Source organism: Comamonas sp. GW821-FHT11H03, from assembly GCF_058807955.1.
On record NZ_JBXARF010000001.1, the window covers coordinates 364,934 to 379,292 of the forward strand.

The window sequence follows — 14,359 nt, forward strand, 5'->3', positions numbered from 1 at the left end:
AGCCTCCTCTTTGGGTGATGAACCGGTGTGCGACCGGACCGTCGTGAAGCATTGGGTGTTCTGCGCTAGGACTTGCGAATGAGGGGCGGCGGATCAAAGCAGGCCACCGCAGGGGCAACACCGGCATAGCGTTCGATCTGGACCAGGCAGGAGTTGGCCGAACTGCCCTGCGCGATTTCCGAGGTGCCCACGTCGCGGGTCAGCACATTGGGGTTGCCGTGCTTGTCCAGTGGAATACAGCCCTCCTCCTCCTCCAGTGCCAGGTCCAGCCATGCGCCGGTCGCCATCTGCACCACCCCCGCAAGAACGGCGTCGGACACCACGGCGCCCGCAAGGCAACTGCCCCGTGCATTGAATACGCGCACGATGGTGCCTGTCGTTATGTTCCTGCTGGCCGCATCGCTGGGATGGATGCGGATGGGCTCTCTGCCCTCGATCTTCAGCATGCGGCTGTGAGGCGCATGGTCGTACTGGCTGTGCAGCTTGGAAGACGGCTGGTTCGACAGCAGATGCAAAGGGTACATCCGCGCCTGCGCGGCGCCCAGCCATTCCTGCGGCTCTATCCAGACCGGGTGCCCCGGCTGGCCCGCAATGGCGAAGTCGCGGATGGTCTGCGAGAAGATTTCAATGCGACCCGAGGGCGTGCGCAGCGGATGCCTAGCCGGATCCTGGATGAATTTGCAGAAGACAGGGGCGGACTCCCGCGTCGGCAACTCGACCATGCCCCGGGCCCAGAATTCGTCGAAGCCGGGCAATTTCAGGTCTTGCGCATCGCCCTGCTCTTTGATCTGGGCATAGAACGAACGCAGCCAATCCTCTTCGGAACGGCCTTGCGTGAACTGCTCCAGAACACCGAAGCGGGCGGCCAGTTCGCGGAACACATCATGGTCGTTGCGCGCCAGCGCGTAAGGCTTGGTATGCGCGGCGGAGGCAACAAGAAAGGGCTCGTAGCTGCCGCCTGCGATGTCATTGCGCTCGTAGGCAACAGTGGTGGGAAAAACGATGTCCGCATGCTTGGCAGTCGCCGTCCACCAGGGTTCGTTGACAATGACGGTCTGCGGCACGGCCCAGGCCCTGCGCATGCGGTTCAGGTCCTGGTGGTGATGGAAGGGGTTGCCGCCGGCCCAGTAGATGAGCCGGATATCGGGGTAAGTGAGCGTCTCGCCGTTGTAGCGCAGGGTTTGCCCCTTGCCCAGCAGCATGTCCGAAATGCGGGCCACAGGAATGTAGGTGGACACGGGGTTTTCGCCCTGCGGCAGGGCAGGGATTTTTACCGTGATCGCGTCATGCCCGATGCCATTGGTGGCGGCATAGCCGAAGCCAAAGCCACTCCCCTCCTGACCGATCTGCCCCAACATGGCGGCCAGGGTCACCAGCATCCAGTAGGGCTGCTCACCGTTTTCCGCGCGCTGCAGCGACCAGGACATGACGAGCATGGTGCGCTGCCTCGTCATGTCACGTGCAAGCTGAATGATCTCCTGCGCAGGCACCTGGCAGATGGATGCAGCCCACTGCGGTGTCTTGGCAACGCCATCGGACACGCCAAGCAGATAGTCACGAAAGAGCGCATAGCCTGTCGTGTAGGTCGCCAGGAAAGTCCGGTCAGCCAGGTTCTCGGATTCGATCACGTAGGCCAGAGCCAGCATCAGCGCCACATCGGTCTGCGGGCGTACAGGGAGCCATTCGCAGGGCACGCTGGTGTCATCCCGGATCGGGCTCACCGAGACCAGCCGCACCCCCGCCCGCGCGAGCTGCCCAAGCGTGTCGTGGTATGAATGCCGGGTCACACCGCCCGCGCCCACCTGCGCATTCTTCTGCGGCAGTCCGCCAAAGGTGACCAGTAACCGGGTACTCCTGGCGATGGATTTCCATGAGGTTTGATTGCCGCCCAGGCTGTCCATGGAGCCGAGCACGTGCGGAATGATGACCTCGCCGGCACCATAGCTGTAGGAGTTGACCGAGCACGTATAGCCGCCCAACAGATTCAGAAAGCGGTGAATCTGGCTGAGCGCATGGTTGAAGCGCCCGGCACTCGCCCAGCCGTAGGAGCCGCCAAAAATCGCCGAGTTGCCATAGGTGGAGCGCACTCGCTCCAATTGCTCGGCGGCCATGTCCAATGCCGTCTTCCAGTCCACTTCGACGAAAGGCTCGCGCCCGCGCCCCGCACCGTCCGCTCGGTGCTGCTTGTCGAAGAAGGACTGGCGGATGGCGGGCGCAGCCACCCGCATGCTGGTATGCGAGCCGTCCAAGCCGTCCCAGATCGGCGCTGGCGCCGGGTCGCCCGACCAGGAGCGGATGCCGGACACCCGCCCCTGATCAACCGTCACGTTATAGGTGCCCCAGTGCGTGGACACCACCCGATTTTCTTGAACAGGCAACATGGAAAACTCCTGACTGCCAAAGCAGATGGAAGGGATTTCAGGCCGTTGCCCGCGTGGACAAATTGGAGGCGTCGCTCCCCTCCTGGCCGAGTTCGTCAGCCACGGCTTCCAGCGAGCGGTTGGTGGTACGCGGGCCAAAGACCAGCACAGGAATGGCGAAGACGACATAGATCACAGCGGCCGTCCAGGCCACGTACCTCAGGCCGCCTGCTGTGACCAGCGCCGCCCCCATCACGCCGGACAACGCGCCGCCGACACGGGCGCTGGACATCACGATGCCGTTGCCCAGTGCGCGCAGTTGCGTGGGCATGGTTTCAGGGATGTAGGTGTAGTAGGTGTTGATGACGAAGCCGCTGAAGATGCTGAGGACACCGCCGACCAGAGCCACGGCCCAGTAGCCGCTGGACAGGCCCAGCCCCCCAAGAGCCAACGCGCAGCACACCGACATGCAAAGGATGGTGTTCTTGCGCTCCCAGCGGTCCAGGAACTTCATGGCAAGAAAGGGCATGACACCGTAGACCAAGACCCAGATGAACATGATGGAGTAAGCGTCCTTTTGTGCGTACTTGAGGTCGTATACCAGCGCGTAAATGCTCCAATTGCTCCACGTGTAGTACGCCCAGTACACCCCGAAATACGACACGAACAGTACGATCAGATTGCGCAGCACCGCCTTGTTCTTGAGCAGGTCGCGCACGGTAGCCTGGGTTGCAAGGGCCGGCATCGCCAGCGGCTTGGGTTCGTCCAACGCCCCCTGTTTCAGCGCGAGCTCCTCCAGTCGGCTGACGATTCGTGCGGCATGTTCGATCTTGCCGCGCGAGATGTACCAGCGCACCGACTCCGGCAGACAAAAATGCACGGCGGGCGCAACCAGCAAGCCAATGCCGCCGGCCAGAAACAGATAGCGCCAGGTGTTCGGGCCGCCGGTAGGCAGGTAGAACATGGCCAGCGACGCAGCGATCAGCGCCGAGACCGTGAAGCCCATCGTCACGACGGACAGAAAGCGTCCGCGCGCATGGCTTGGGAACATCTCGGAGATATAGACCAGCAGCACCGAGGTGGCTGCCTGCACCCCCAGACCCGTGATGAAGCGGGAGGTCAGCATCAGCTCAAACCCCGGAAAAGACGCCGTTGCTATCACACCGAGCGAATACATGACGGTGCCCCACACCAGCACCGGGCGACGCCCCACCCGGTCTGACAGCCAGCCGCCGACCAGAGCGCCTATCACCATCCCCACGTAAAAGGTGCTGCTGATGAACCCAATCTGCTCAGTACTCATGCCTGTGTGCTGCTTGATGGTCGGCGCGGAGTAGGAAAAGATCGCGTTGTCGTAGTACTCCAGCATCAGGTTGAGCGCGAGCAAAGCGGCCCAGACGTAATGCGAGGTCATGATCGGCAGACGGTCGAACCGCGCCAACAAATAAGAGGGGGTTGTACTGGTCGAGGAAGGCCCCGTGGCGTCGATGCGATTCATGGCGTTGTCTCCGAGGGTAGTGCCGCCTTGATCAGGCGCTCTTGCGTTTTTTCCGGCCAGGTTTTCCACTAGCCGCACATGCAAGGCATGCGCGCACGGCCCCGCCCAGCCAACGAGCCTTCGCTTGTCTCAGTGCTGTTTTATGTCGTACCCAGGCCGTGGGTATGGCCACGGCCTGCAGACCAGGGGCGCTAATCTGCTCCGCAGCCCGCTACCGCGATGGCGCGGACTTCGACCAGAAAGGCCGGATTCGCCAGTTGCGCCACGCCGACCGCGGTCCAGGAGGGATAGCGGTCGGGCAGGAACTCGTCCTTGACCTGCACGAATGCGTGGATATCAGGGCTGCGCAGATCGGTATGGAAAGTCATGATCTCGACGATGTCGGCCATCGTGGCGCCCGCTTCGGCCAGTACGTTTTTCAGATTCTGGAAGGCCAGCCTGGCCTGCTCCGCCATGCCCTCGCCCGGCTCGCCCCTTGCAGCGTCGAATCCCACTTGGCCAGACACCCAGATCATGTCGCCGACACGGGTAGCCGACGAAAAATGCATCTGATCGTACTGCCGCGCCTTCACCGATGCAGGGGTAATCATTTGTCGCTTCATGCTGTGGATACTCCTGCTGTGCTCAAACGCCCGCAATCTGGCGGAACATGGGCCGACGAAACGGCTCGCCCTGTTTGAGGGAGGCCATCTCCTCACGGAACAACATGCCGTTGCGGGCGTAGTCCGTCCGGCAAGTAGGCAACTCGCGAAAGGTCGCGTCATCACCGAAGAAGCGCATCACCAGCGTGTGGCGGGTGGGGCAATCGGCATCCACTGGCGCCCCCCCGTGCAGCGAGCGCGGGTGTAGAAAAAGCACGTCCCCGGGGTTGATTTCGAAGGAGAGCACGTCCCAGGATTGGGAGTCCTGCGCCAGCTCCTTGTCGATGTGCGGCAAGCGCGGGTAGGTGCCGTCGCCGTAGAGCGGGTCGGTCGGGTCGTCCGCGCTCTGGAAGCTGGCGCCGTCGTACTGAATGCCCAGGTGCGAACCGCGTACGATCTGCAGCGCATTCTTTTCGGGCAAATGCTGAAAGCTGATCCAGGCATTGCCCCAATGGCGGCCGGCCCAGGGCAAGTTGGCCGTGTCCTGGTGCCAGGGGCCGCGCCCGCTCTTGCCGCCTTCCTTGGCGAAGATTTCCTCGGCGAAATACCAGACGTTCTCCGAGCCCCACAACTCCTGGAAGATCTGACCGAAGGGCAACGAGGCCGCTAAGTCGTCCAGCTTGGCCTTGGCCTGGGGGTTGGCGTTGTCGATATGGGTTTCCAGCCCGGTGCCGATGAGACGCCCCTTGTAGACGTTGGGGCCGGGGTGGGCCATGTCCCACTTGAAGGCGTCGTAGCACTGCGCCAGTCGGACTTCGTTGAGACAGTTCCTAAAGAGAGTAGCGCCGTCGTTGCGAAACTGGTCGCGCATCTCGGGGTTGGTCAACATGGGCAGGCTCCTGAGTGTGAATCTATGCGGCAGGCGATTGCCGGCCTCGACAAAACCACTTTAGCGAGCTCCACGATTTAACACAACGATCGTTATGTTAATGAAATCCCATATTTACATAACAGTCGTTATGCAATATTGAAAGCCTCAACCCAGGGCTGCTGCCGGCTAGCTGCAGGCAGGCAAAATTTGTTCAAAGAAGGCCATCAGGGGGCCGTATGTGTGGCGGGGGCAGGCGTGATCAGGATGTCCACTGCGTCGATCAGCGTCCGGATCCGTTGGGGCGTGAATCGTTCTGGCTCTACGGGGTACATCAGCATCCAGCCATCCCCCATTGCCACAAGCTGGTCTGTAAGCACTTCGGCCGCAATGTCACCGCGGACCGTGCCACGCTCCTGCGCTGCTTTGAGAATCTCAGTGTGGGTTTTGCGATAGTGCGCATATCGCCGCGCGATGACCTTCGCGAACGCAGGCTCATAGCGCCCTTGCGCAAGCAGTTCGGATACGGCATGCAACTGCGTGCTGCGTTTGCTCAGGGCCAGCCAATACCTGAAGAGCGCCCGGATGTTGCCGCTCTCCCGTACCGACTCCAGCATGGCATCGAAGCGGTCGAATGCGCTCTCAAGCAGGGCAATGATGAGCTCCTCCTTATTTGCAAAGTAGTACGTCACGGCACCCGTCGATTGGCCAGCGTATTGCGCAACTGTGCGCAATGACGCTTTGGCGTAGCCCTCCTGGGCAATCACCGCAGCGGCGGCCCGTAGCAACTCCTTGCGTTTCGCATCATGGTCGCCGGCCGGGCGCCCCCGGGCCGGGGCAGGCTGAGTCGCATCGTCGGCGCGTATTGGTCTGGTTTTTTTCTGGTTCATCGAGAAATACTGGGGAATGCGGCTCGGATCTGAGGGAAAGCACTCCTCACCACGGTAGCCGCCTCTGCACCGTCAAGCGCGGTTCATGCTACCAAGACAGCATGGGGTATCGTGAGACAAACAATCAACAAAAAACCCCGCAAACAATGGATTTGCGGGGTTTCTCAAAACCTCACGCAACATGTGAGGCAACAGTCCGAAGTCAGACGTTGAACAGGAAGTTCATCACGTCCCCATCCTTGACCACGTACTCCTTGCCTTCGGCGCGCATCTTGCCTGCGTCCTTGGCACCCTGTTCGCCCTTGAAAGCGACGAAGTCTTCAAAGGCAATGGTCTGGGCACGAATGAAGCCACGCTCGAAGTCACCGTGAATCACGCCTGCAGCCTGAGGAGCCGTAGCGCCGACACGCACAGTCCAGGCACGCACTTCCTTGACGCCGGCAGTGAAATAGGTCTGCAGGCCCAGCAGTTTGAAGCCTGCACGGATCAGGCGGTTCAGGCCAGGCTCTTCCAGGCCCAGCTCCTGCAGGAACATATCGCGGTCTTCGTCTTCCATCTCGGCCATCTCGGCCTCAATCTTGGCGCAGATGGCCACCACGGGTGCGCCCTGAGCTTCTGCATATTCCTTGAGACGATCCAGAAAAGGATTGTTTTCAAAGCCGTCTTCGGACACGTTGCCCACAAACATGGCGGGCTTGGCAGTGATCAGGCAGAAAGGCTTGAGCAGGGGCGCATCTTCCTTGGACACCGGCACCACACGGGCGGGCTTGCCTTCATTCAGGGCTGCTTGAATGGGCGTCAGCAGCGCCACCAGCTTGGCAGCTTCCTTGTCGTTACCGGACTTGGCAGCCTTGCTGTAGCGGTTCACCGCCTTTTCCACCGTGGCCAGGTCGGCCAGGCACAACTCGGTCTGGATGACTTCGATGTCGGAAATCGGGTCCACCTTGCCCGCCACGTGGATCACGTTGGGATCTTCAAAGCAGCGCACCACGTTGACGATGGCATCGGTTTCGCGGATGTGGGCCAGGAACTGGTTGCCCAGTCCTTCGCCCTTGGAAGCACCAGCCACCAGGCCGGCGATGTCCACGAACTCCACGATCGCGGGAACAATACGCTCGGGCTTGACGATCTCGGAGAGCTGATCCAGACGTGGATCGGGCACTTCCACCACGCCGGTGTTGGGCTCGATCGTGCAGAAGGGATAGTTTTCGGCGGCGATGCCGGCCTTGGTCAGGGCGTTGAAAAGAGTGGACTTGCCCACGTTGGGCAGGCCCACGATGCCGCATTTGAGGCTCATGGAAATTCCTTATGTATCAATGCACTATCGAGCACCACACCCATGTGGCGGAAGTGCCCGATCCGCATCGTCGCGAATCCGGTTCTTTTGAAGCGTGACCCATACGCACTCTGTTCACCCAGAGTTTCGTCCTGGTTTGGCCACGGAAAGCCCTCGATTGTAATGACCCGGCAATCTCTGCTCATCTGCGGTAGATTGCGCCGCTGCTCCGGCCAGAAAGCAAAAAAGCCTGCGCAAAGACAGGCTTGGGAGAAAAAGTCCGAGAAATGCCGAGTCAATCAGCAGCCAACGCAGACGAACTCTGCCGCATCGGGCCAAACAATTGCTCCAGCCCGGCAGTCTCCTGCAGCAGCCGGAACTGGGATTGCGGACTGCACAGATATTTGGTCATGCAGGGAGTGCGACAGCCGCGCATCAAGGCCGGCACCTTCTGGGCAAACTCCAGCACCCAGTCTCCGGCCTCACAGCCAATATGACCATGACCGTCGGGCAGACAGAAATCGCTGTCGGGGGCACGAAAAGTCAGGCGAGCGATCTTTCCGGCAAACGCACTGCTGCCGGTGAGAACCACGAAATCGCCAGTTTTGAATTCAGCCATGCCGCCCTCCCCTCGTTGCCGCTGCCAATGGCCTTATTGGACACTGGTTCCGCTGCATCACTATTACAGGGATGCCCCAAGTCTTTGAGGGTCAAAGGCCTACTCCCTCAATCAAAGCGCAGATTACCCACCAGTTGCTGGCCCACAGCCAGCTCTGCGGCAGCATCCGCAGCGTCAGGCAGACCTAGCACTAGGGCATTCATACCAAAAGTAATAGCACCATCCACCCGCGAATCTTGGCGATAGCTGGAAATGGAGTCTCCCACTGCCGTGCCGGGTTCGGCGGTGTCGGGATCGACATCGGGAATCGGGCAGCGCGTACAGGGCTTGCAGGGCAGCAGGCTCAGACCGGGCAACTGGGGCAGCTCCAGCTGTTCCACACGATCTTCATCATGGGCCTCGATATCGGCAATCACGATATTCGGACGAAAGCGCCGCGCATCGACAGCAGCCTCGCCGGCCTGCGTCAGTCGCTGATTGAGCTCGTCCACGGCCGACTGGCTGAGCAGCAGCAAAGGGTAGCCGTCGGCAAAATGCACCGGAGCATCGCTATCGCCCACCCAGCGCTCGCTGGCCCGGCGCGGTTGCGAACTATCAAAGCGCACCAGCTGGCAGTTATCCGCCAGAGCACGACTCAGCCAGCTGCGTGCAGGCGCGGCCCATTCACCGAGGTCCCAGGCATCGACCGTATCCTTCCAGACCCGCGCGCGGCATTTGCTGCCCTGTACCAGCAAAGGAATCTGCAAGCTGTCCATGCCCGGAAAATGCAGCAGCAAGTACTCATCCGTAATCTCGGGCCGGATCAGCGCCATGCGCGGATGACTGCGCTGCGTCAAGAAATCGCCATTGGCATCGACCACCATCCAGTGCCTGTCCCATTGCAGGCCATGGCGCGAGAGCCGGGCCTTCGGCACGGCAATACCGGCGCAGGATTTGACGGGGTAGATCCACAGTTCGGCAATCCGGCCCTGCACGTCATAGGCGTTGTCGGTCATCACATCTCCTTCGAATACGGATTCATCTCTCATTTTGCCCTCTAGTCCCTGCTTGACCTGCACAGCCCGCTATCAACAGCATAGCTGGCTGCAGCCAGCGACCGCATGGCACGAGGTTTCCTCTATGAGCGCAGGCCCTGTCCGCGCCTCCTACAATGCCGGACATGGCGCAAACCTTTGATGTATGTATTCGTGGAGCCGGCATTGTGGGCCGGACCTTGGCTCTTTTGCTGGCGCGTGAGCGTCTGCGTGTGGCGCTGGTGGCGCCACCTCAGCCTCGATCCCCGCAGCAAAAGGATGTGCGAGCCTATGCGCTCAATGCCAGTTCCAGGGCCGTGCTGCAGTCGTTGCGCTGCTGGCCTGACGACGAAGATGCCACACCCGTGGTCGGCATGCAGGTGTTTGGCGATCTGGACGGCCAGATCCAGTTCGACGCAGCTTCTCAGGAAGTGCCGGCACTGGCCTGGATCGTCGATGTCCCCGCGCTGGAGCAGCGCCTGGCCGAGGCCGTGCGCTATCAACCCCAGGTGGAAATCGTCAAGGAACCGGTGGAGGCCGCACTCACCGCCGTCTGCGAAGGCCGCTCCAGCAGCACGCGCACCGAATTCGGCGTGGAGTTCTCCGTCACGCCCTATTCCCAGCACGCCATTGCCACCCGGTTGAGCTGTGAGCTGGCGCATGGCGGCATTGCACGCCAGTGGTTCACGCCGGAAGGGATTCTGGCCTTTCTGCCCATGGGCGGACCCGACGGTCACGAAGTGGCCGTTGTCTGGTCGCTGGAACAATCGCTGGTGCCTGACTGGCTGGAAAGCGACGAAGAGAGCTTTACCACCCGCCTGCAGTCCATCAGCCAGGATGCGCTGGGCCAGCTGGAGCTGGTGGCCGAGCGCGCCACCTGGCCTCTGCAGCAGGCCGTGGCCGACCGCTGGTGCGGACCGCTGGACAGGAACAGCCAACAAAGCTGGGTGCTGGCAGGTGACGCCGCCCACAACGTCCACCCGCTGGCCGGCCAGGGTCTGAACCTGGGCCTGGGCGATGTGCAGACTCTGGCACGCATCCTTCAGGAGCGCGACTACTGGCGCAGCCCCGCCGATCTGAAGCTGCTGCGCCAGTACGAGCGTGAGCGCAAGGCATCTCTGGCCCCCATGGGCCTGGCCATGGACGGGCTGCAGCAGCTGTTTGCCCGTCCCGAAGTGCCTGTGCAGATGCTGCGCAACTGGGGCATGAAGGGTTTTGAGCGCAGCGGCCTGCTCAAGTCCTGGATGGCCAAGCAGGCCATGGGTCTGCTCTGAGAAGACGGCTCAGGGAACCCTTGACTCAGTCCGTAGTCCAAGCAACAGCCCTGCCGTTCATGCATAGTGGATGGCAGCCGACCTCATCCTTTCCACGCTGCAGCGCGCTGCAGCCCCATACATCTTCCATGAAACTTGTTGCCTGCCTGCTGGCCACCGCCAGCATGACCTTCGGCCTGAGCGTGCATGCCCAGGATGCCAACCTCAAGAAGACGCTGACCGAGCGCATTCCCCAGCTAGAGAAAATCGACGAGATCCGCTCCACCCCGATGAGCGGCCTGTACGAAGTACGCGTGGGCACGGACATCTTCTACACCGATGCCAAGGGCAACTATCTGATTCAGGGCGAGCTGATCGACACCAAGGCGCGCCGCAACCTGACCGAAGACCGCATGACCCAGCTCACGGCCGTGGACTTCAAGCAGTTGCCCATCAAGGACGCCATCACCATCGTGCATGGCAAGGGCGAGCGCAAGATGGCCGTGTTTGAAGACCCGAACTGCGGCTACTGCAAGCGCTTTGAGAAAGACCTGCAGAGCGTGGACAACGTCACCATCCACCTCTTTCTCTACCCCATCCTGAGCCCGGACTCGGCCGAGAAGTCGCGCAATATCTGGTGCGCCAAGGACCAGGCCAAGGCCTGGCAGGAGCAGATGCTGAACAGCAAGAACGCGCCAGCCGCCCAGTGCGACCCTGCCGCCATCCAGCGCAATCTGGCTTTCGGCCGCAAGTACAAGATCACCGGCACGCCCACCGTGATTTTTTCCAACAATGTGCGTGTGCCCGGCGCCATCTCGGCTGCCGAGGTCGAAAAGCACCTGGCCGCCGCCAAGTAATCCCTGTCTCATTGCCGGAGCAGCGTGCACCTGATGAAGTTTCAGGCACGCTGCGATAGGTTCGCATGCTCCGGCCCGCATTTCTGGAGCTGCCATGACCTCTGATCCCAATGCCTGCGGCATTCACTCCGACATCCGCTTCGCCGTGCAGGCCAGCGCGGTGGACGCCCATCTTTTTGATGTGGAGCTGCATATCGCCCAGCCTGCGGCGCAGCAGCTGCTGTCGCTGCCGGTGTGGATTCCGGGCAGCTATCTGGTGCGCGAGTTTTCCAAGAATCTGCAGGGCTTGAAGGCCACGCAGAACGGTGAGCCCGTGACCGTGCAACAGCTCAGCAAGAATCAATGGAAAATCGACTGCAACGCTGATTCAGCGTGCGTTATCAGCTATCAGGTTTGCGCCTATGACACCTCGGTGCGCACGGCCTGGCTGGATCGCCGGCGTGGCTTCTTCAACGGCACCAGCCTGTGCCTGCGCGCGCATGGCAAGGAAGATCACCCCCATGCCCTGGAGCTGCTCGGCAGCCCCGCCACCGAGGGCTGGCAGGTAGCCACCGGCCTGAAGCCGGCGCAGGTCGACGCCAACGGCTTCGGCCTCTACACGGCAGCCCATTACGACGAGCTGGTGGACTGCCCCGTCGAAATGGGGCGCTTCTGGCGCGGCAGCTTTACGGTCGGCGGCGTGCCCCATGAGTTTGTGGTCGCCGGTGCCGCGCCCAGCTTTGATGGCGAGCGCCTGCTCGCCGATACACAAAAGATCTGCGAGGCCGAGATCGCCTTCTGGCATGCCGACGGCAGCCAGCCGCCCATGGATCGCTATGTCTTCATGCTCAATGTGGTCGATGACAACTATGGCGGCCTCGAGCACCGCAACAGCACGGCACTGATCTGCGGCCGCCGCGATCTGCCGCGCAAGGCAGAAGCCAGGGCCGGCGAGGGCTACAACACCCTGCTGGGTCTGATCAGCCACGAGTACTTCCACACCTGGAACGTCAAGCGCCTGCGCCCGGCAGAACTGGCCCGCTACGACTACGAGCAGGAGAACTACACCGAGCTGCTGTGGTTCTTTGAAGGCTTCACCAGCTACTACGACGATCTGTTCCTGCGCCGCGCCGGACTGCTGGACAACAGCCAGTACCTCAAGCTCGTCACGCGCACCATCAACCAGGTGCTGCAGACGCCGGGCCGCCTGGTGCAGTCCGTGGCCGAGTCCAGCTTCGACGCCTGGGTCAAGTACTACCGCCAGGACGAGAACACTGCCAATCACACGGTCAGCTACTACACCAAGGGCTCGCTGGTTGCTCTGTGCCTCGATCTGGCCCTGCGCGCCAACGGTACGGGCAGCCTGGACGATGTGATGCGCGGCCTGTGGCGCTGCAGTGAAGGCGGCCCCATCAGCGAAGCCGATGTGCTGGCCGTGGTCAGCGAAGTGGGCAACCCCGAGATTGCCGGGCAGCTGCAAGCCTGGGTGCATTCCACCGAGGACCTGCCGCTGCGCGAGCTGCTGGCCACGCATGGAATCAAAAGCAAGGCCGAGCCTGCACAGCTGGCACAGAAACTGGGCCTGCGTGTCCAGGAAAACCATAGCGTGCAGATCAAGACCGTGCTGCGCGGCGGAGCTGCCGAGCAGGCCGGCATGATGGCTGGGGACGAATGGCTGGCCGTCGAGGCCGATGGTCAGCGCTGGCGCATCAGCAAACTGGACGATGTGCAGCTGTACGCAGCCGGCTCCAATCAGCTCACGGCCTGGGTAGCACGTGACCAGCAGATTCTGCAGCTGACGCTGAACCTGAGCGGCCTGCTCGCCAAAGCCGCCAGCGAGGATGCAGATAGCGCCAGCCCCATCAGCAATCTGGGGCTTGAAATCAGCGACAAGGCCGCTGCAGAGCGCTGGCTGACGGGCATTGCGGCCTGAGCCCGCCCCCAAAGTGACGCAGCTGTGCGACAGCCGGCAGCCAGGCTCAGCGGTTATTCTTGGCAACAGCGATTCATTCTTTAGCAGGAGACAAACTTGGCCTACGAAACCATCGAAGTCCGCGTGGAAGCGGAAAAAGTCGGCATCATCACGCTGAACCGCCCCAAGCAGCTCAATGCCCTGAACGACCAGCTCATGGACGAACTGGGCGATGCGCTCAGGAAGTTCGATGCAGACAAAAGCATTGGCTGCATGATCATCACCGGCAGCGAACGCGCCTTTGCCGCCGGTGCCGACATCGGTGCCATGGCCAAGTACAGCTTTGCCGACGCCTATGGCGGCGACTACATCACGCGCAACTGGGAAACCATTCGCAGCATCCGCAAGCCCGTGATTGCCGCCGTCAGCGGCTTTGCCCTGGGTGGCGGCTGCGAGCTCGCGATGATGTGCGACTTCATCATCGCTGCCGATAACGCCAAGTTCGGCCAGCCAGAGATCAAGCTGGGCGTGATTCCCGGTGCCGGCGGCACGCAGCGCCTGCCGCGTGCCGTGGGCAAGGCCAAGGCCATGGACATGGCTCTGACCGCCCGCATGATGGATGCCAGTGAGGCCGAGCGTGCCGGTCTGGTCAGCCGCGTCGTGCCTTTTGACAAGCTCATGGAAGAGACGCTGGGCGCCGCCATCATCATCAGCGGCTTCTCCCAGCTGGCCGTAATGGCTGCCAAGGAGTCCGTGAACCGCGCCTTCGAGAGCGGACTGTCCGACGGCGTGATGTTCGAGCGCCGCCTGTTCCACGCCCTGTTTGCCACCCAGGACCAGAAGGAAGGCATGGACGCCTTCGTGAACAAGCGCCCCGCAAACTTCACCCACCAGTAAGCAGCAGATTTTTCGCAAGAAATTTCAGCAAACCAATTGAAGCAGCTATTTTTTGCATATAATCGCTGTCTTCGGTCGTATAGCTCAGTTGGTTAGAGCGCAGCATTCATAATGCTGATGTCGCAGGTTCGAGTCCCGCTACGACCACCAAACAGGAAACCGCAGTGCTTGCAAAAGCACTGCGGTTTTTTCTTTGTCCCCGAGACCGCTGCAGGCTGCACACAAAAAATCCCAACTTGGCTGCCAAGGCAATTTCTTCCTATACAATTGCGGGCTGTCGGTCGTATAGCTCAGTTGGTTAGAGCGCAGCATTCATAATGCTGATGTCGCAGGTTCGAGTCCCGCTACGACCACCA

The 14,359-nt window shown here is 61.4% G+C and carries 12 protein-coding genes and 2 tRNA genes; 6 read left to right on the plus strand and 8 right to left on the minus strand.

Features of this window, described 5'->3' with window-relative positions; genetic code table 11:
- Positions 1-65 precede the first annotated feature (65 nt).
- The 8 genes from AC1RTQ_RS01785 to AC1RTQ_RS01820 all read right to left on the minus strand — a co-directional run bounded on the left by AC1RTQ_RS01785 (position 66) and on the right by AC1RTQ_RS01820 (position 9,087).
- Entirely contained in the window at positions 66-2,381 is a 2,316-nt protein-coding gene (locus AC1RTQ_RS01785; RefSeq protein WP_492873920.1) for a molybdopterin-dependent oxidoreductase, read from the minus strand.
- Between the two features lie 37 nt (positions 2,382-2,418).
- Complete coding sequence (locus AC1RTQ_RS01790; protein ID WP_492873922.1) at positions 2,419-3,858, minus strand: MFS transporter; 1,440 nt, start codon at positions 3,856-3,858, stop codon at positions 2,419-2,421.
- Between the two features lie 191 nt (positions 3,859-4,049).
- A complete protein-coding gene (locus AC1RTQ_RS01795) occupies positions 4,050-4,460 on the minus strand; it encodes a RidA family protein (protein WP_492873924.1) in 411 nt (136 codons plus the stop codon).
- Positions 4,461-4,482: 22 nt separating this feature from the next.
- Complete coding sequence (locus AC1RTQ_RS01800) at positions 4,483-5,328, minus strand: phytanoyl-CoA dioxygenase family protein (protein WP_492873926.1); 846 nt, start codon at positions 5,326-5,328, stop codon at positions 4,483-4,485.
- Positions 5,329-5,534: 206 nt separating this feature from the next.
- The gene (locus AC1RTQ_RS01805) at positions 5,535-6,197 is read right to left on the minus strand and encodes a TetR/AcrR family transcriptional regulator (protein ID WP_304352139.1); all 663 of its coding nucleotides are present in this window, start codon (positions 6,195-6,197) and stop codon (positions 5,535-5,537) included.
- Between the two features lie 202 nt (positions 6,198-6,399).
- The gene (gene ychF / locus AC1RTQ_RS01810; RefSeq protein WP_304351908.1) at positions 6,400-7,494 is read right to left on the minus strand and encodes a redox-regulated ATPase YchF; all 1,095 of its coding nucleotides are present in this window, start codon (positions 7,492-7,494) and stop codon (positions 6,400-6,402) included.
- 274 nt (positions 7,495-7,768) lie between these two features.
- Positions 7,769-8,092 carry a hypothetical protein gene (locus AC1RTQ_RS01815; protein WP_492873928.1) on the minus strand — a complete coding sequence of 108 codons (324 nt, stop codon included), beginning with the start codon at positions 8,090-8,092 and terminating at the stop codon, positions 7,769-7,771.
- Positions 8,093-8,199: 107 nt separating this feature from the next.
- The gene (locus tag AC1RTQ_RS01820) at positions 8,200-9,087 is read right to left on the minus strand and encodes an MOSC domain-containing protein (protein WP_492873930.1); all 888 of its coding nucleotides are present in this window, start codon (positions 9,085-9,087) and stop codon (positions 8,200-8,202) included.
- Positions 9,088-9,251: 164 nt separating this feature from the next.
- On the opposite strand from AC1RTQ_RS01820, the gene AC1RTQ_RS01825 reads away from it, so the two are divergent.
- The 6 genes from AC1RTQ_RS01825 (at position 9,252) to AC1RTQ_RS01850 (ending at position 14,359) form a co-directional block, all read left to right on the plus strand.
- The gene (locus tag AC1RTQ_RS01825; protein ID WP_302089130.1) at positions 9,252-10,379 is read left to right on the plus strand and encodes an FAD-dependent monooxygenase; all 1,128 of its coding nucleotides are present in this window, start codon (positions 9,252-9,254) and stop codon (positions 10,377-10,379) included.
- A gap of 128 nt (positions 10,380-10,507) precedes the next feature.
- Positions 10,508-11,215, plus strand: a complete 708-nt coding sequence (locus AC1RTQ_RS01830; protein ID WP_409815383.1) for a DsbC family protein — start codon at positions 10,508-10,510, stop codon at positions 11,213-11,215.
- A gap of 94 nt (positions 11,216-11,309) precedes the next feature.
- Positions 11,310-13,127 (plus strand): M61 family metallopeptidase, encoded by a 1,818-nt coding sequence (locus AC1RTQ_RS01835; RefSeq protein WP_492873932.1) that lies wholly within the window; start codon positions 11,310-11,312, stop codon positions 13,125-13,127.
- Between the two features lie 96 nt (positions 13,128-13,223).
- Entirely contained in the window at positions 13,224-14,003 is a 780-nt protein-coding gene (locus AC1RTQ_RS01840; protein ID WP_492873934.1) for an enoyl-CoA hydratase, read from the plus strand.
- A 73-nt stretch (positions 14,004-14,076) separates the two neighbouring features.
- A tRNA-Met gene (locus AC1RTQ_RS01845) sits at positions 14,077-14,153 on the plus strand.
- Between the two features lie 129 nt (positions 14,154-14,282).
- Positions 14,283-14,359: transfer RNA gene (locus AC1RTQ_RS01850), tRNA-Met, on the plus strand.